18 protein-coding genes, 1 tRNA gene and 1 pseudogene are annotated in these 18919 nt (G+C 33.1%); 12 read left to right on the plus strand and 8 right to left on the minus strand.

The window, feature by feature from the left end:
* Positions 1-563, minus strand: a 563-nt coding sequence (locus ABUA27_RS07025) for an IS110 family transposase (protein WP_349820469.1), incomplete at its 3' end; no start/stop codon positions are given.
* Between the two features lie 435 nt (positions 564-998).
* Here ABUA27_RS07025 and ABUA27_RS07030 point away from each other — a divergent pair.
* Positions 999-1304, plus strand: a complete 306-nt coding sequence (locus tag ABUA27_RS07030) for a VanZ family protein (protein WP_288835019.1) — start codon at positions 999-1001, stop codon at positions 1302-1304.
* A gap of 57 nt (positions 1305-1361) precedes the next feature.
* Here ABUA27_RS07030 and ABUA27_RS07035 read toward each other — a convergent pair whose 3' ends face one another.
* Positions 1362-2267 carry a diacylglycerol/lipid kinase family protein gene (locus ABUA27_RS07035; protein WP_022424487.1) on the minus strand — a complete coding sequence of 302 codons (906 nt, stop codon included), beginning with the start codon at positions 2265-2267 and terminating at the stop codon, positions 1362-1364.
* Between the two features lie 3 nt (positions 2268-2270).
* The gene (gene pepT, locus ABUA27_RS07040) at positions 2271-3485 is read right to left on the minus strand and encodes a peptidase T (RefSeq protein WP_129981930.1); all 1215 of its coding nucleotides are present in this window, start codon (positions 3483-3485) and stop codon (positions 2271-2273) included.
* A 117-nt stretch (positions 3486-3602) separates the two neighbouring features.
* Between pepT and ABUA27_RS07045 the strand changes: the two genes are divergently transcribed.
* From ABUA27_RS07045 to ABUA27_RS07055, 3 genes are all read left to right on the plus strand, one after another.
* Complete coding sequence (locus ABUA27_RS07045; RefSeq protein ID WP_303352619.1) at positions 3603-4193, plus strand: ribonuclease H1 domain-containing protein; 591 nt, start codon at positions 3603-3605, stop codon at positions 4191-4193.
* Positions 4190-5086 (plus strand): exonuclease domain-containing protein, encoded by an 897-nt coding sequence (locus tag ABUA27_RS07050; protein ID WP_022424490.1) that lies wholly within the window; start codon positions 4190-4192, stop codon positions 5084-5086. Before ABUA27_RS07045 ends, ABUA27_RS07050 begins: the two co-directional genes overlap by 4 nt.
* Before the next feature lie 153 nt (positions 5087-5239).
* Positions 5240-5563 carry a PadR family transcriptional regulator gene (locus tag ABUA27_RS07055; RefSeq protein ID WP_022424491.1) on the plus strand — a complete coding sequence of 108 codons (324 nt, stop codon included), beginning with the start codon at positions 5240-5242 and terminating at the stop codon, positions 5561-5563.
* 59 nt (positions 5564-5622) lie between these two features.
* Here the strand turns inward: ABUA27_RS07055 and ABUA27_RS07060 are convergent, their stop codons facing one another.
* Positions 5623-6732 (minus strand): YdbT family protein, encoded by a 1110-nt coding sequence (locus ABUA27_RS07060; protein WP_129981927.1) that lies wholly within the window; start codon positions 6730-6732, stop codon positions 5623-5625.
* Between the two features lie 133 nt (positions 6733-6865).
* Between ABUA27_RS07060 and ABUA27_RS07065 the strand changes: the two genes are divergently transcribed.
* From ABUA27_RS07065 to ABUA27_RS07090, 5 genes and pseudogenes are all read left to right on the plus strand, one after another.
* Positions 6866-7873: a glycosyltransferase family 2 protein gene (locus ABUA27_RS07065; RefSeq protein WP_129981926.1), complete on the plus strand. Its 1008-nt coding sequence runs from the start codon at positions 6866-6868 to the stop codon at positions 7871-7873.
* 74 nt (positions 7874-7947) lie between these two features.
* A complete protein-coding gene (locus ABUA27_RS07070) occupies positions 7948-8613 on the plus strand; it encodes a phosphatase PAP2 family protein (RefSeq protein WP_287846348.1) in 666 nt (221 codons plus the stop codon).
* Between the two features lie 163 nt (positions 8614-8776).
* Positions 8777-9955, plus strand: a pseudogene (locus ABUA27_RS12695) (ATP-binding protein).
* Between the two features lie 290 nt (positions 9956-10245).
* Entirely contained in the window at positions 10246-10785 is a 540-nt protein-coding gene (cysE, locus tag ABUA27_RS07085) for a serine O-acetyltransferase (RefSeq protein ID WP_022425388.1), read from the plus strand.
* A gap of 26 nt (positions 10786-10811) precedes the next feature.
* Positions 10812-10888: transfer RNA gene (locus tag ABUA27_RS07090), tRNA-Arg, on the plus strand.
* 504 nt (positions 10889-11392) lie between these two features.
* On the opposite strand, the gene ABUA27_RS07095 is transcribed toward ABUA27_RS07090, so the two are convergent.
* On the minus strand, positions 11393-12523 hold the full coding sequence (locus ABUA27_RS07095) for an ROK family protein (protein ID WP_303352616.1): 1131 nt from the start codon (positions 12521-12523) through the stop codon (positions 11393-11395).
* Positions 12524-12734: 211 nt separating this feature from the next.
* Here ABUA27_RS07095 and ABUA27_RS07100 point away from each other — a divergent pair, with 211 nt between their 5' ends.
* The 3 genes from ABUA27_RS07100 (at position 12735) to ABUA27_RS07110 (ending at position 17188) form a co-directional block, all read left to right on the plus strand.
* The gene (locus ABUA27_RS07100; protein ID WP_349820470.1) at positions 12735-14354 is read left to right on the plus strand and encodes a mannitol dehydrogenase family protein; all 1620 of its coding nucleotides are present in this window, start codon (positions 12735-12737) and stop codon (positions 14352-14354) included.
* A gap of 283 nt (positions 14355-14637) precedes the next feature.
* Positions 14638-15036 carry a hypothetical protein gene (locus tag ABUA27_RS07105; RefSeq protein ID WP_349820471.1) on the plus strand — a complete coding sequence of 133 codons (399 nt, stop codon included), beginning with the start codon at positions 14638-14640 and terminating at the stop codon, positions 15034-15036.
* A 199-nt stretch (positions 15037-15235) separates the two neighbouring features.
* Complete coding sequence (locus tag ABUA27_RS07110) at positions 15236-17188, plus strand: glycogen synthase (RefSeq protein ID WP_303352614.1); 1953 nt, start codon at positions 15236-15238, stop codon at positions 17186-17188.
* Positions 17189-17357: 169 nt separating this feature from the next.
* On the opposite strand, the gene ABUA27_RS07115 is transcribed toward ABUA27_RS07110, so the two are convergent.
* Genes ABUA27_RS07115 through ABUA27_RS07125 form a run of 3 tightly spaced genes read right to left on the minus strand, consistent with a single transcriptional unit; the run spans position 17358 to position 18795 of the window.
* Positions 17358-18122 carry an ATP-binding protein gene (locus ABUA27_RS07115; protein WP_349820472.1) on the minus strand — a complete coding sequence of 255 codons (765 nt, stop codon included), beginning with the start codon at positions 18120-18122 and terminating at the stop codon, positions 17358-17360.
* 23 nt (positions 18123-18145) lie between these two features.
* Positions 18146-18538, minus strand: coding sequence for a hypothetical protein (locus tag ABUA27_RS07120; RefSeq protein WP_349820473.1), 393 nt, complete (start codon positions 18536-18538; stop codon positions 18146-18148).
* 17 nt (positions 18539-18555) lie between these two features.
* On the minus strand, positions 18556-18795 hold the full coding sequence (locus ABUA27_RS07125; protein WP_349820474.1) for an AlbA family DNA-binding domain-containing protein: 240 nt from the start codon (positions 18793-18795) through the stop codon (positions 18556-18558).
* Between the last annotated feature and the right edge of the window lie 124 nt (positions 18796-18919).

Below are 18919 nucleotides of genomic sequence, written 5' to 3' on the forward strand. Positions count from 1 at the left end.
TCTTCAATGATATCTGACTCAAGTACTTCTTTCATGATTGCTTGTGCAGACTTTCCAAACGGATCTGAAAATACAGATCCAATACCGATATTGGAAACTGTCATACAGTTTTGATATCGATTACGTTCAGAGGAACGCATTCCAACTAATTTATAGCGATAGCGAGATATTTCTCGTAAAGCTCTTATTTCTTTGGGCGGTATGAAAGAAAATTTGATTAGATCATGTTTAAATAAATCACAGATCCATTTTGAATCTTTCTTGTCAGTCTTCTTCCCTTTAATTGCTTTGACATATTTTGGATGAGTTAAGTAAATATTGATTTCATCTTCTAAGATGTTGAAAATTGGAATCCAATATTTACCAGTAGATTCCATGCATGCATCAAAGCATTTGTGATTAATGAGCCACTGTTTAAGATTCAGTAAATCATGGTTTAAAGTTGAAAACGTTTCTTGGATGTATTCGGTAATACGAGTTTTCTTATTAGTAATACCGATTGTAGCCACAATGATATTCTTGTGAACATCCATGCCACAGCAGATTGGTCTAACAATCTTCATAAAAAAATCTCTCCTTTCATTGAAAGAAGAGAAGTGGCATTGACTGCTATCTAAGCTAATCACTCAGTTGATTGTACAATCTTAAGTGTCCTGGCTCTAAGTCCAACTTATTTGTGCTTGAAAAGATAGCGGCGACTTATAATTATTCAGGATATTCTATTTGAGTAGAATTGCCTACTCTCCCTCACGTGTTCTGTAGTATACCACCTCTCTTTGATTATACTATTATATCGAGATGCACACTAGAGTTTTGGGGGATTTGAGTTTGGTTATATATTTGTGTCCGCGCAACGAAGGCGCGGGGAAATGGAGGAAATTATGAAAAAGACCCTATCGTTTAAATCATGCATTATCGTGTTCTACTTACTTGTATTTATCGCATTTATAATAGAGAAAAGACCTATTCTAAGTAATAGTACACCTTACTTCTCTTGAATAGCTTATGCGACTAATCTTGTTCCGTTCTACTATGATCCTAATTCAAATTATCAGGCGTTACAGATGAATATTATCGTGAAGATATTCTTAGTGATGCCAATCGCATTATATTATGTGATCAAGAAGGATTGTACATTAGGACAGTTAATCACATTTATTTTAGGTGTTAGCTTTATTTTCGAAGTAGCTAAATTACTTTCATTAAGAGGCTATTTTGATGTTACTGATTTCTTCTATTATATGGCAGGTGCTGCCCTTGCTTACTATATCTATAGAAGTATCAAGTTCTTTACAAAGAAATAAATAACTTAACATCATGAACTAAAAAGGAGGAAAATCAATTGATTTTCCTCTTTGTGTTTACTTTTCATCCTGGTCTGGAATAATGAGTGAAACTGCATGTCTTAAACATTCAACATGAACAGGGAAACTCTGTCCTTTTTCACCATCAATATCATAGACAATATCTTCATCACAACTGATTGTGATATCCTTTGCCTGAACATAACGAATCATTGGATTTTGAGGATGAAGATTACGCTTATAATCCATAAAGACATTAAGTAGTTCAGCTACATTCCCTTTTTTAATAATAATAAGATCTAACTTACCATCACTTGTAGAAGCATATGGAGTCACTCCTGGAAATCCTCCTACATGAGAACTATTCGTAATCATGAATAAGGCGGCATCTTCTTCAAACTCTATTTCATCTGCTTTTACTTTAAGATGAAGTGATAAGCCTAACTGTTCAGGTAACATCTTCAATCCATTGATATAGTAGGCAAGAGGACCAAATTTCTTCTTTTCCTCTTTAGTGACAAGAAATCCAATATCACTAAACATGCCACCACTTAATACATTCGCAAAACAATGATCATCTACATAACCTGCATCAATCTTCTTTGTTTTAAAACGAGCAATCATATCACGGAATGCTTCTGGTGTATTAGGAAGATTAAGGTAAGTTGCAAAGTCATTGACAGTACCTGCTGCTAGTATCGCAAGAGGAATCTTAGATTCACTCTTAATAAGTCCTGTTATGATTTCATTAATAGTACCATCTCCACCTACTGCCACAATAAAGTCATATTCATTTTTAGTCAGTCTAGCAGCACGTTCTAATCCATCATTCTTTCCTCTAGTAAAGTAAGTATCAATTGTATTTACGTTAGTATGAAGAATTAATTGACCAATAAACTGATCAATAGATTTCTGGAATGCATGTGTCCCACTAGAAGGATTAATGATAAACAAACACTTCATATATTATGCCTCCTTAATCAATTCAAGAAGTAACTTAACACCCTTTTTCATAGAATTAATACTACAGAATTCATAAGGACCATGGTAGTTATATCCACCAGTACCTAAGTTAGGACAAGGAAGTCCCATAAAGCTTAAATTAGCCCCATCAGTGCCACCTCTAATAGGAGATGCAATAGGATCAAGTCCTATATTAATCATGGCCTGTTTTACCTTATATACAATATCAGGTGTCTTATTGATAACTTCAATCATATTCTTATACTGTAAAGTAAAGTCAATATCAATATAATTGCCATGATTAACCTGATTTAAATAAGAAGCAGCAAGCTGCATTGTATGAATCATATCATGCATATTATCCATGTCATGATCTCTTAGAATATAAGTCATCTTAGCTGTAGAAACATCACCTTCCATATGATGAAGATGATAGAAGCCTTCTTTGTGTTCTGTTGCTTCAGGACGCTTATTATCACCAAGCATTGTATCAAACTGACGACCTAAAGTAAGAGCATTCACCATCTTACCTTTAGAATCACCTGGATGATAACTCTTACCAGTAATAGTGACATCAGCCTTATAGGCATTGAAGTTTTCAAAACTGAATTCATCAATTCTACCACCATCTACTGTATAGGCATAATCAGCACCAAATCTCTTGACATCAAAGTTTTCAGTACCTCTACCTACTTCTTCATCAGGAGTAAACGCAATACAGATATCACCATGCTTAAAATCTCTATTCTGGCAGATATACTCTACCATACTCATAATAATAGCTACACCTGCTTTATCATCTGCACCAAGAAGTGTAGTTCCATCAGTTGTAATTAAATCATCACCCACAAGACCTTTTAATTCAGGATTTGTTTCTGGATCTAAATACATCTTTTTTTCTTCATTAAGAATAATACGTCCTCCAGGATAAGAACGGATAATACGTGGATGAATATCATGTCCACTTGCATCTGGAGAAGTATCCATATGGGCAATAAATCCAATTGCTTTCATAGGCTCATCAGAATTACTATAAATCTTTCCGTATACAATTCCCTGATCTGTTCTTTCTACTTCATCTACACCTAAAATCTGCATTTCCTCACTTAAGAAATCAGCTAAATCAAATTGTTTTTCTGTAGAAGGAGATGTTGTAGAAGATTCATCAGACTGTGTATCAAAACTCACATATTTCAAAAATCTCTTTTCAATCAACATAAAATAACCTCGCTTTGTTTATTTCTTTCATTTTAACATAGTAAATAGTTTTTGTGAACTTGCATAATTAACTAGACAACGCCTATTGTTTTCATTATTATGGGGTAGGTGATAAAAATGAAATATTATGCCGTAAAAAACGGAAGAGTACCAGGTATTTATAACTCTTGGGCAGAATGTCAGAAGCAGATTCATGGCTTTAAGAATGCTTCTTATAAGTCCTTTACATCACGCACGGAAGCAGAAGAGTTTATTTCTGATAAAAAAGAAATACCTCAAATGGAACATGGGTTAATTGCTTATGTAGATGGTTCTTTTAATGCGAAAAAGAAAGTATATGGTTATGGTGCTGTATTAATTGATGGACAGCAGGTCATTAAACGTCTTTATGGACATGGAGATAATGAAGAATGTATATCTAGTCGTAATGTCGCAGGAGAAATATTTGGGGCACTTGCAGCTGTAAAGTATGCAGTAGAACATCCTGAATATGATGGTATTGTGATTTATTATGATTATATGGGTATTGAAAAGTGGGCTATTGGAGAATGGAAAGCCAATAAGAAGTTAACACAGTATTATGCTGATAAAATGGCTAAATACCGTAAACAATTGCCTATTGTCTTTGTGAAGGTAGAAGCTCATACAGGAGACTTCTATAATGAACAAGCAGATCAGTTAGCAAAGAAAGCAGTGGGAATTGAATGAGTGAAAAAATAACAATCTTTGATATTGAAGAATTAAATAATGATCCTGTTAGTATCTGTTCTATTGGAATAGTGGTATTGGAGGATATGAAAGTAAAGGAAACATTCTATTCCCTTATTAGACCTCCTAAATTGACTTTTGATCCCTATCGTTATAAGGTTCATAAGATCAGACCACAGGATTTAAAGAAACAACCCACTTTTCCAGAAATCTGGCCAAAGATTAGTCAATATTTTGAAAACAGTATTGTGATATCTCATGATATCCAATCAGATCTAAATCATCTATTGGCAGTATTTAGAAGGTTTCGTATAAGAAAGCCTACTTGTTTCTTATCATGTACATTAGTACTCGCAAAGCTGTTTCATCCTGAATTACAAAAGTATGGCTTAGGTTCTCTATGTGATTATTATTCAGTGGAATTAGAGAATGCCCATAATGCATTGGCTGATTCTTTAGCCTGTGCAGAGCTTTTAAAGAAGATGATGGATGAACATCACTATACAAGTCTTAAAGAGCTCCACGAGAAGGAAAATGTCCCTTTAGGACGTATGACAAGTTCTTTTATTGAACCTCTTGTATCAAGCGATAAGGTACAGGAAGTAAAGATGGGAATACAGAAAGAAACAGTTGCTTTCACGGGGAAACTTGCTCATACAAAACAAGAAATAGAAGCATTTGTAGAACAGGATGGTATGACACCATCATTCCATGTCACAACACAGACAAGATATCTCGTTATTGGGAAAAAGGACTACAAGCAGACAAGATATCAAAAAGGCAATAAGAAGATAAAAAAAGCCATGACACTATCAAGACAAGGTCAGGATATTAGAATCCTACATGAAGACCAGTATATTGATATGGTAAGAAAAAGAACTCTTAAGGCATAGAGTTCTTTTTCTTACACGCTATTTTAAAAAATGACGCTTTTTTTATTGTAAACAGGATAAAAGTACAGTTTGGTGCACAAATACGTCATTTTATTTAAAAAATGTATTGAAAACGCTTCTAATATTTGATATTCTTATTATAGGTGATTAATTATGGCAAAGACTTCAAACTATTTATTTAAACTTGATTTAATGATTTTAAGCTTATTGAAAGAAAAAGATCAATATGCGTATGAACTAACTAAAGAGATTGCAGAAAAATCTAAGGGTCGTATTGAACCGAAGAATGGTACTATGTATCCTATTATCTACAAACTCATTGAAAATGGCTATATTTCAAGTAATACAATCATTTACCACAATAAAGCTAGAGTGTATTATCACCTAGAACCAGCCGGAAAGGAATATTTAGACAAGATTATTGTGGAATTTGATGAACTAGTGGATTGCATCAATTCATTTATTCACAAAGATTAAAATAGAGTTCCCATGATGGAACTCTATTTTTTTGAATAAAAAAAGAAATAGGCAAATGCCTATTTCTTGATTTCTTTATAACTGACTGCGAAAGGTCCAGTTTTAGTAACGATTGTGATTGTATCGCCTTTTTTATACTCTTTAAATTCTTTGGCAGTAGCACGATAAGTAAATTTCTTTTTACCTGTTTTTACATTGAAATGATATACCTGTGAGAACTTAGTTGTATAATGTTCTGTCTTAGTAATAACACATTCCTCTGTATTAGTTACCTTTGCAAGAGGATCATTGATCCAGCATAATGCAAGTGGAATAAAGATAACTAGGAAGCATGTAAATAATGCATCTCTAGGTAATCCAGCTTTTTCACCAATCCAGCGATAGAATACAAAGATAATTAAGAATACAATAATTGTTGCATAAATAACAGGTCTTGTATTTTCCATTGCATATTTAGTAAATAGAATTAACCATCCTGTAATAGTAGGGATAATAAAGTTACCGAAGAACAATCCATACAATTCTTTGATTGCTGGCTGATTTCCTTCGGCAGTTAGACCTAAATAGTAAATACCTGCAAGCACAGGGATAACGATAGAAATTAATCCACCCACAACAAGAGAATCAAGTGCACCAATCATACCAGCCACTAATGACACTAACTGGATAAGTGTTAATACAAGCATCACTGGTTTAGTAACTGATACAGCAGGCATACGACTAGGTGCTTCCTTTGTACCCTCAACATCTTCATAAGGGATCTTATGATCAGTACATTCTTCAACTAATTCAGCTAAATCAGCCACTTCAAATTCTAATGAAGAAAGCTGTGCAATCACTCCTTCTTTAGAATAAATAGTAAGTGTTTTACCATCATCTACTAGTTTAGTAATGTCTTCATAAGCATACTTCTTTTCATTATTACCTTCTTTAAAAGTAATATCATCTTCAGTCATCATATAAGAGAAAGTCTTCTTCTTGTTCACCTTTAAAGTGATATAAATCATAAGTAGAAGCCCGATGACACCAAGCCCTGTAATCACATAATAACCGTCTTTTGCTTCTATAAAGCCAAGAACTAACATGATAATACCAAATACAGGACAAAGGATTTTCATTGTACTAATATGAAATAGTAAACTATCCTTATATGTTACGTCTCTATTCATTTTTTTAACCTCAACTCCTTACGTATACAGTATATATTACATTAATTTTAGATGTAAACACAAGCGATAGTTGATAAATTATAGCCTTATTAAGGTGATTTATGGTAAAATAAATCTATATGGAGGTAAATGTATGAAAACTCTTACAGTTGCAGTGCCTTGTTATAATTCACAAGATTATATGAGACATGCTATCGAACCATTATTAATATGTGAAAATGATATTGAAATCTTAATCATTGATGATGGTTCTAAGGATAAGACAGGAGAAATAGGAGATTTATTAGAGGAAGAATATCCTGCAACAATCAGATGTATACATCAGGAAAATGGTGGACATGGTGAAGCAGTGAATACTGGTTTAAAGAATGCAACCGGACGCTTCTTTAAAGTATTAGACAGTGATGACTGGTTTGATGAAGCATCTTTAGTTAAAGTGATTCAGACATTAAAGAAACTTGGCAATGATGTCGATATGATGATCTGTAACTATGTCTATGATAAACCATCAAAGAATACACAGAAGCCTATTCGTTATACAAATGCATTACCTGAAAATAAGATTTTCAGATGGTATGATGTGAAATATTTCTATCCATCGCAGAACCTATTAATGCATTCAATTATCTATCGTACAGAAGTATTACGTGCAAGTGGTCTTGTACTTCCTAAACATACATTCTATGTAGATAACTTATTTGTGTATGAACCTATTCCATTTGTTCAAACTATGTATTATCTAAATGTTGATTTATATCACTATTTCATTGGTCGTGATGATCAGTCAGTGAATGAAACAGTGATGATTGGACGTATTGATCAGCAGATCAGAGTGAATAAACGTATGATTGATGCGATTGATATTGATAAGCTTAAATCACGTAAGATGAGAAAATACTTAATTAAGTATTTATCTATGATTACTACAGTAACTACAGTACTCTGCGTAAAGAGTGGTACAGAAGAAAACCTACAGAAACGTAATGATTTATGGGCTTATATGAAGGATACAAAGCCTGCCGTTTATAAGGAAGTAAAGAAGACTGCGTTAGGTCTTGCTATGCAATTAAATGATCCACTAGGACGTAAACTAATCGTTGGTGGATATAAACTTGCACAGAAACTATTTGGTTTCAATTAACAGTGATTCTATCACTGTTTTTTTTATGTTGACTATTACCTACTGAATCGATAGAATAAAATTTGGGTGATTAAATGATTAAGAAATTCATAAAGACTCATGAACATGCATGGGTTCTTGTCTATTTTGTATTTTATATGCCTTGGTACTTTGGCTTACAACAAAGAGATATTAGTCATTTCTTTGATATGTATGTAGGATTAGACCGTATCATACCATTTGTACCAGCATTTATTATTCCTTATATCTATTGGTTTTTATTTGTTGCAGGAACTTTGTTATTCTTGTTTTTCTATGATGCAGATGAATTCTATCGTGGCTTTTCATTTCTAGCCTGTGGTATGACTATTTCACTTATCATATTCACAATCTTCCCAACAACATTCTGTCATCGTCCAGAAGTACTTACAGGGAATGCCTTTGAACAATTCTGGTTAAGATTTATTTATGGGGCAGATAAACCAACTAACGTATTTCCAAGTATTCATGTATTTAATTCAATAGGATGTGCGATAGCACTTATTAAATCAAAGAAATTCAAAGACAATAAACCAATGCATATATTTGCGACTATCTCAGCAGTACTTATTACATTATCTACAATGTTCATCAAACAGCATTCATTTATGGATGCTGTAGCAGCAAGTATAATCGCATATGTGCTCTATCAGCTCATTTATAAGAGAGAACATCCACGTTTACGTCAATTTGTATATTCTAAGTTTCCTAATAAAGGCTAAAGGTGTCAGTAAAATGACACCTTTTTAATCTCAATAGTTTATTATGATTGAAAGTTTTACGGTTTAAAACCGCAAAACTATTGTTGAAATGGTAGTTTTGCGATTCCATATACATGGAAGAGGTGATTGTATGATAGAAAGACCACTATATTTAGACAAAATCATGCCTTTTGTAGATACTCCATTTGTGAAAATATTGACTGGAGTTCGACGCTGCGGTAAATCAACAATTCTGAAAATGATTATTAAAAAAATCAAAAAAGAAAAGAATGTGGACGATGAACAGATTCTTAATTATCGCTTTGATTCTATGGAATATGAAGATATGACTACAAAAGAATTGTATCTGGAATTGAAGTCAAAAATAATACAATCAAAAAAGACATACTTATTCTTAGATGAGATACAAGAAATTGAAGGATGAGAAAAAGTAGTGAATACGCTTGCTTCAGACTTTGATGTAGATATCTATATTACAGGATCCAATTCAAGAATGATGTCTTCAGAGATATCTACATATCTAACAGGCAGATATATTACTTTTCATATTTATACTTTGTCATTTGAAGAATATCTTATGTTCAAGAAAAGCTATACGACTCTTAAGGATTTGAAACAGGAATTTAGCCAATATGTACGATTGGGTGGATTCCCTGCAACTCATTTACAGGATTATTCTCAGGATGAAGTTTACACGATTGTGAAGGACATCTATAATTCTACTATTTTTTCTGATATTGTACGTAGAAACCAAGTCAAGAAGATAGACCAGTTAGAAAGAGTTGTAAAATATACGTTTAATAATATTGGAAATACATTTTCTGCAAAATCAATTTCTAATTATTTCAAATCAGAACAGAGAAAAATTGATAATGAAACAGTTCATAGTTACTTAGAGAAATTACAGAAAGCCTATATTCTTCATAAGTGTTCTCGATATGATCTTCAAGGAAAAAATATATTAAAAACACAGGAGAAATTCTATCCTGCAGATGTTTCTTTGCGTTATTCTGAATTGGGCTATACTGTAGATAGTGTTGCTTCATCTCTAGAAAACATAGTATATTTAGAACTTAAAAGAAGAGGCTATAATGTTTACATAGGCAAGACAAAAGATAAAGAAATTGATTTTGTTGCAACAAAACAAAATGAAAAAATCTATGTTCAGGTGACACAAGAAATCAAATCTGAAAAAACACAGAAAAGGGAATATGAACAACTTCTAGAAATCAGAGATAATTATCCTAAGTATGTTGTGATGGCAGATGATTTTGCGGGTGGTAACTATGAAGGAATAAAAACAATGAACATAGTAGATTTTTTATTAAGTAAAGAGTATTAGAAATGAGGTGAGAAACTCATTACCAGAAAAGAAGTGAGATACTGTAAAATGTATAGGGTATTTGAATAATATAGAAGTAATCATTTCTTCTAACTTTTGATGAATCGATTGATCATCATCTATAATCGCAATATGAAACATAACATCCTCCCTGTTTAGAGAGATAATAAAAAAATATATTATATTTTGTCAATGACAGTATATAATCCCTAAGATGGCTAGGATTTGTTATTACATTATTTGACCATCAAATGATAAATCCTTATAATAGGGAAAAAGGAGTGGGGAGAATGGCGAAAACTATTGTTGGTGCAGTATTAGAAAATGATCCAGCATCACGTAACTGGTTCAATGTCATATTGAACTATCCAGGTGTACATGCTATCTTTTTTTATCGCATCAATCATTTCTTATGGACAAAATGTCATATGAAATTAATTGCACGTTTCCTGTCACAAGTAGCACGCTTTTTTACAGGGATTGAAATTCATCCAGGTGCAACCATTGGTAAACGATTATTTATTGACCATGGTATGGGAGTTGTAATTGGGGAAACAACCATTATTGGTGATGATTGTTTATTATATCAAGGTGTGACTCTTGGAGGGGTAGGTACAGGAGAACATACATGTAAAAGACATCCAACCTTACACAATAATGTAATGATTTCAGCTGGTGCAAAAATCATTGGTGATATTACTATTGGAGATAACAGTATTGTAGGTGCGAATTCAGTTGTATTGAAAGATGTACCACCGAACTGTACAGTAGTAGGTGTTCCTGGTATGATTGTGAAAGAGAATGGTGTCAAAGTACATCGCGAATTATAAAAAGGGGCATAAGCCCCTTTGTAAGTGTCTCAGTAGCTCAGCTGGATAGAGCATTCGCCTCCTAAGCGAAAGGTCGTAAGTTCAAATCTTATCTGGGACGCCATTTTAAAATATTAACAGGCTTTTAGCCTGTAAATGATAAAAGAGATTTGATTGATGTATGTTCATCATTCAAATCTCTTTTTGTTTCAGGTGATTTTTATGGAGAAATTAGTAGAATTTATGTCCAGTAATTGTGATAGAGCAGTTTTTGAATTGGGGAAACACTGTTTAGCCAATTGAGTATTTGAAATATAGTGAACTACCTCAACTTAATTCCAGTACCAAAGAAAAAAAGCTGCACACGCTGCAATTACCATAAGAATGATTGAAATCATTATTCTTATAATATAACTCTATCAGACTAAAATGGTACTACAGTCAAGAGTGGCTAATCCTCCTATATGAAAGGACGTAAGTTCTAATCTTATCTGGACACCAACAAATAATGCCGAAAGTATTTTTTGGGTTTTCGTTTTTTTGTTTATAGGAAAAGCACCTGCGTTTTATGAAAATTTTGAGGATAGCAGGTGCTTTGAGATATTTGATTTAGTATTGAAAATTATGATTACAATTCTAATGATTGTTTTACATAATACAGTGCCGCTCCGATAGCTGGAGTATATTGTCCATGCGTACCAACGAGTATCTGATCTTCTTCCATTTGGAAAGGAGAATGTTCATTAATTTGATCTATGAGGTATTTCATATCTTCCTTTTGAAAGTATGGTGCAAGGTATCCGCTGATGATTACTGGACAATCAATCACAAGATTTAAGTTAGAAATCGCAAATGCAAGATGATCTAGATAACCTTTCCAGATTTGCTGCAGATTTGGAGACTCTTCTGTATGTAATGTGTTAAAGAATTCTTTTATTGGCATATTTGCAGCTGCTTTTAATGCATTGGCTGAACAATATGTTTCTAAACACCCATGATGTCCACAATAACATTCTGGACCAGCTGGATCAATGCACATATGTTCAATCAAACCACTACGCATATGATGTCCTACATGAACTTCATGATGAGTGATGATGGCTCCACCAAGGTTTGGATTCAAAAGAATAACAATCGTACTATCTAATTGTGGATGATTCCATAATTCAAGATCTGCAGCAGATTTAGAATCATGTTCTAAGTGACAAGGATAAGGTAATCGAGATGAGAAATCTGAAAGCTTCATTTTTATATTCCCCATGATGTTTCCATAAGTCATAGATGTTCCATCTAGAGAGATTATTCCTTGTGTGGCAATAGAGATACCTTCTATTTTATGTGTGTCATAGTGTTGATTCTGGATAAACTGTTCAACTTCTTTCGCAAGTGTATCATAGTATACATCATCACTTTTATATGAGAGTTCAATTGTTTCTGTTGCAATTGCTTCACCATATAGATTGACTGCCACAATATGAAACATATCTTTCAGTATACCAAGTCCAATACTAATACGATCATCTTCAACAATCTGGATGATTTGTGCTTTTCTTCCACCTGTTGATTGAAAATAACGATCACGGCGAATGCGACCCTCTTGTTCTAATTCATTTAAGTTCTGACTGACAGTAGAAAGACCTAAATGCAGATCTTGAACGATTTGTTGTTTAGAAACCTCTTTTTGTTGATAAATGTATTTATAAACCTTATCACGGTTTATTTTTTTTAGTGCAGCTGGATTCATTCCTTTTTCAACCATAACAATCTCTCCTTATCTAATCTGTTGTATATTTTATAATGGATTTTCTTACTTTTCTACTTATAAACTAAACTTTAACTTTAAATTGCAAAAAAATGAAAACGCTATATTTTTTGATAGACATTTATTTTCGACGGGTATATACTTAACTTATGACTTAGACCTAAGCATAAGTCAAAAGCTAAAGAAAGAGGTCTAAACGGAGGCAGATATGAAATTAACATTGGAAGGTATTAAAAATCGTAAAGCATGGGAAGACGCAAATATTGTGCTCCCAAACTATGATGTAGAGAAGGTTTCAAAGAAAGCACAAGATGCACCTAAATGGGTACATTTTGGAGTAGGTAATATTTTTAGAATCTTTATTGGTGGAATTGCAGATGGTCTTCTAGAAGATGGAAATCTTGACAGAGGAATTACTTGTGTAGAAACATTTGATTATGATGTAGTGGATAAGATTTATAAGCCATATGATAATCTTGGACTGAGCGTTATTCTTCATGGTGATGGTACTCGTGAATATAAAGTCATTGGATCATTGGCTGAAGCAGTTAAAGCACAGTCTTCTAACGCAGAAGAATGGAATCGTTTAAAGGAAATCTTTACTAGTGAATCATTACAGATGGTATCTTTCACTATTACTGAAAAAGGTTATGCACTTCAAAAAGCAGATGGCAGCTGGTTCCCATTTGTAGAAGCAGATATTAATAATGGACCAGAACATGCAACGGGTGCCATGGCTGTTGTTGTTGCAATGTTGTTAGAAAGATATAAAGCAGGTAAATATCCTCTTGCATTAGTATCTATGGATAACTGCTCTCAAAATGGAGCTAAACTTTGTGAATCTGTATTAATGATGGCAGAAGAATGGGAAAAATTAGGATTTGTAGATTCTGATTTTATTGATTATGTAAGTGATGAAAATGTTGTTGCATTCCCTTGGACAATGATTGATAAGATTACACCTAGACCAAGTGAAAAGATTGCTGATGATTTAGAAAAACTTGGTGTAGAAAACATGCAGCCAGTTATTACAAGTAAGAAGACTTATATTGCACCATTTGTAAATGCTGAAAAGCCACAATATCTTGTTATTGAAGATCATTTTCCAAATGGACGTCCAGCATTAGAAAAAGGATTTGGTGTATATATGGCCGATAGAGAAACTGTTAATTTAAGTGAAAGAATGAAAGTAACAGTATGCTTAAACCCAGTTCATTCTGCAACAGGACCACTAGGTGTTGTGCTTGGATATGATTTATTTGCTCATATGTTAAATACTAATCCAGATATGATGAAGATGGCTCGTATGGTGGCTTATGATGAAGGTTTACCAGTTGTAAAAGATCCAGGAATTCTTTCACCTCAGGCATTTGTGGATGAACTATTTAATGATCGTTTCCCTAACGAATATTTAGGTGATACAAATCTTCGTCTTTCAGTAGATGTATCTCAGATGGTTGGTATTCGTTTTGGTGAAACAATTAAAGCATATGTTCAAAAGTTTGGTGATGCGTCTCAGCTTACTGCAATCCCTCTAGGAATTGCTGGATGGCTCAGATATATGTTAGGTGTAGATGATGAAGGTAATACATATGAACTTGCACCAGATCCAATGAATGAAGAACTTCAGGAACAGCTTGGTAATATTGTTGTTGGAAAACCAGAAACATTCAAAGACCAGTTGAAACCAATTTTATCTAATGAACGTCTATTCTTTACTGATCTTTACAAGGATGGCGTTGGTGAAAAGGTTGAAGAAATATTTAGTGAAATGATTGCTGGCAAAGGTGCTGTAAAAGCAACAATTCACAAATACGTAAATAAATAATTAATATAGTTGTAAAAAATGTGCTACACATGAGGTTGCGTAGCACATTTTTTAGTACTGTATTTCATATATAATTTGGATTTTATTGTAAATGAAAATACACAAATCCTTGTTCACATAAGTGCTAAACATACGCAAATCCCCATTCGTATAAGCACTAAACATACGCAAATCCCCGTTTAAATACAGGGAATGTTTTGAAATGATCTTTGCGACTGATTCATTTTTTCTATTGTTTCAGAGAATAATGTTAAAATATATTACAAGAGAGGTGACTGAAGAAATGAACTTTATAGATCACGCAATATCAGAAATCACAAATGGTGAAGATTTTGTACAGGCAAAAACTGATATATATGAATATCCAGAGGTAAGAGGTGAATTAGAAAAGTATCCTTTGTGGATCAAGAATATTATTGCTGTTATTGATTGTGATACGGAACTAGGTATGGATGGTTTAGATCTAAAATCATATGCTGATGCTGTGAAAGTATTTGATGAGATAGGACTTATAGAAGAAGCAGAAGTACTTCGTGATTATGATAATGATATATCAGAAGAGAATGCTGATAAATGCTATGAGAGATTAGCTATTAATAATGATTATGATGCTTTCTGGGATAAGGTATATGTTTATATTGATAAGAATACATATAATAAGTATTTGGAGGAATATGCATAAATCCATTTTTTGGAATAAGTCTCTTTTGTATAAACAACTTTTACAGATTATGGTACAATAAATAAAGAAATATTTTGAATATATTACTAACTTTAAGTGAACTTAAAGTTTAATTGTAATAGTAGGGGATGTTGCAAGAGAAAATGAGAAAGTTAAGGTTTTATGGTTTGTTTTAATCTAAGAGATCGGAGAAGAAGATATGAGAAAGAAAACTACAAAGAAAACAACTACAAAAGCAGCTGCTGTTAAGGAAGAAACAGTAACAACAGCTGCTAAGGATACAACAAAAGAAGCTGCTCCCGTAAAGGAAACAGTTAAGAAAGCTACAGCCACTAAGACTGCAACTAAAAAAGAAACTCCCGTAAAGGAAGCAACTGCTAAGGTAGAAACAGTAGCAGAAGCTGAACCTAAAAAAGCGACAGCTAAGAAGACTACAACTACTAAGAAAACAACAGCTAAAAAAGCGACTGCAGCTAAGACAGAAGCTGTAAAAGAAGAAGCACCTAAAAAGACAACTAAGAAAGCAACCGCAAAGAAGACAACTAAGAAGGCTACAGCTACTAAGAAAGAAACAGTTAAGAAGGAAGAACCTGAAGTAGAAGAAACAGTAGCTCCTGAAGTTGAAAAGAAGGTTGAAGTAGAACCTGAAGTAGTTGTTCAGGAAACTCCTGCTCCAGCTCCAGTTGATTTAGGACCACGTAGAAGTGTAGCATTCATTGGTTCTGAGTGTTATCCATTTGTAAAGACAGGTGGATTAGGAGATGTTATGTCTGCTCTTCCTAAGAGTCTTGCTAAGTTGAATTGTGATGTTAAAGTTATTATTCCTAGATATAAATGTATTCCACAGAAGTTCCAGGAAAAGATGGAATATAAAGGTTCATTCTCTATGGACTTATGTGCAGACGGTAAACAGTATTATGTAGGTATTATGGAATACCAGGAAGATGGCGTTGTTTATGATTTTATTGATAACGATGAATTCTTCTCTTGGGGTAATCCATATACTAACCTAATCGATGATATTCCTAAATTCTGTTATTTTGGTAAAGCAGCTCTTGCAGCACTTAACTATTTAGATTGGACACCTGATGTTGTACATTGTCATGACTGGCAGGCTGCTTTAGTTCCTCTATACTTAAGAACATGCTTTAAAGACAGCAATGTAGGACGTGCAAGCTGCGTACTTACTATTCATAACTTAAGATTCCAGGGAATCTATGATAGAAAGACTATTCAGTACTGGTCAGGACTTCCTGATTATGTATTTAATAAAGACTGCCTCACACAGAATTGGTTGGATGCGAATATGTTAAAGGGTGGTATTACTTATAGTAATGTTGTAACTACAGTAAGTAATACATATGCTGGTGAAATCCAGACTGAAGAATATGGTGAAGGTCTTGAAGAACACTTAAGATATCATCATAACAAGCTTGTAGGTATCGTAAATGGTATTGATACAGATATCTGGAATCCAGCAACTGATAAATTATTAGCTGCGCCATATGATAGTACGAATGTTATTGAAAACAAGAAAGCAAATAAGAAAGCTTTACAGGAATCATTAGGATTAGAAGTAGATGATCATAAGATTGTTATTGGTTTGATTTCACGTTTGACTAACCAGAAGGGTCTAGATCTTGTAAATAGTGTAATTCCACATATTATGGATGAACATACACAGGTTGTTGTATTAGGTACAGGTGATGCCGAATATGAAGATGCATTCCGTTATTATGAAAACGCGTATAAGGGTAACTTCTGTGCTTATATTGCCTACAATGAAAATGTAGCACATAACATCTATGCTGGATGTGATGCATTATTAGTACCATCTAGATTTGAACCATGTGGATTAACTCAGTTAATTAGTATGAGATATGGTTCAGTACCAATCGTAAGAGAAACTGGTGGATTAAAAGATACAGTACAGCCTTATAACTTATTTGATAACACTGGTAATGGATTTACATTCGATAGATATGAAAGTGGACTTTTATATGATGCAATCAATCGTGCTAAGACACTTTACTTCGAAAGTAGACCATACTGGGATGATATGGTAGTTCGTAACATGAACAAAGATGTCTCTTGGGAACAGAGTGCAAAACACTACAAAGATATGTATGTAGGATTAACACCTAAATATTAAAGCAAACAAAAATGCAATGTTAGAAATCTAACGTTGCATTTTTTCTCCCAATATAATTATTTATCTCCCAAAAATGGTATCGATTTGGGAGATAACCTTAATAATTATTAGATAACATGCAAAATAGTCCGACATATATGAATAGTTCAATGCGAAAGGAGTCTTTTTGTTAAGAGTAATATTTTTGATTTTTACTTTTTGGTTTGTCGGGATACAAGAGTTTTAGCTTTCCTTGATTGACAAGAGGTTGAATGTAATTCTTTGAGACATACTGAGTAGTTTTAAGACCCAAATAATCACTTATTTCTTGTCTTGTTCTTGGAGTTTTACAAAAAGTGATTAAATCAGTGTTATCTTCGCTGTTATTTATAGAATTTTCTGTCTTGTTGAATAAAGTAACCACAAACTCGTTTCTCTTATTTTCGAATAAAGGTTCTTGTAAACCGTATTCTTTCATTTCTCTACGAATAGTAGGAATACCTGAATATCTATTTTCTGTCTTAAGTAAAAATTCAGACATTGTTGCAAGTGCAGGGTTTCTTAAATCAGGTCTTGCTTTTCCTAAATCATCAACTGTCATTTTTCCATAAAGGCTGCCTGGACTATGAATCTCTAGACGGTTAGTAAAGAAAGATATCTGGATTGTAGTTCCTTCAGTATGAACACTGTAATCACGATGTATTAATGCATTGAGTATCGCTTCTCTTATGGCATTGATAGGGTACTCAGTTTTATCATTTCTTTTTCCTGTGTTTTGATCAATGATTGTTTGAGTACGCATATTTCTATTACAAAAGGCAATTGCTTCATCTAACATTTCAGATAATGTTCCCTCAATTCTTTTGTTATCTAGAAAACGAACACCATCATTTGTAGTTTCACCGATTTCAGTACCGGGAATAACAGTTGCAGTAATAGCTAATTGAGGAAGCAATCCTTGTGGATATATTCCGAAATTTAATACAGAAGCAAGAGTAGGTACGCCGTTTCGTGTAATAGATAATAATTCATAAATCTGTTCTTCTGATAATTTTGAAAAAAAGGTCTATTTAATTTCATTTGAAGAATATAGTTATTGATACCTACTTTATCTAATAATGATAAATCAGCACGATCAATTGGTCTTTCATCATCATGAACATGAGCCTTATAAGATTCAAAACAATATATTTCGTAGTCTGTTATAGGTAAATCTGCATCACCTACACGAACATAAGATCCTTTTGTTTTTCCTGCACCACGATAGTAACATGGACGATTAGTGATATCTATTGATGGTATCTCTGCACTACAGATATTAACCCCTTTATATTCTGTGGTTGTAAATATAGTACGAACTACAGGTTCCATTTGGTTGCATTGTTCAGTTACTTTTTTTGTAAATCCTGCAAATCATAGACACCTACGGGTTTAAAACCTAATGATTCATCTATACCGAATACGATTATTCCACCGCTGTCCTGGTTTGAAAAACTTGATAATGTATCATATAAACGTTTAGGTATTCCTTTGTTTGCTGCTTTAACTTCTATAGTTTGTGATTCGGCTTTTGTCTTAATTATTTGTTTGATTAAATCATTGATTATGTAAAAATAACGAAAATTAATGAAATTAGATGAAAAACTATAAAAATAACATAAATTTAAATTAAATTAGATAGTGTCAAGAATCTTGTGTAAATTCTTATTTCCTGTAAATTAAGTTTTCAGTAGATAAGGTTAGTTGTTATCT

The organism is Catenibacterium sp. RTP21428st1_D7_RTP21428_210409 (assembly GCF_040227455.1).
Taxonomy (GTDB): Bacteria; Bacillota_I; Bacilli_A; order Erysipelotrichales; family Coprobacillaceae; genus Catenibacterium; species Catenibacterium mitsuoka_A.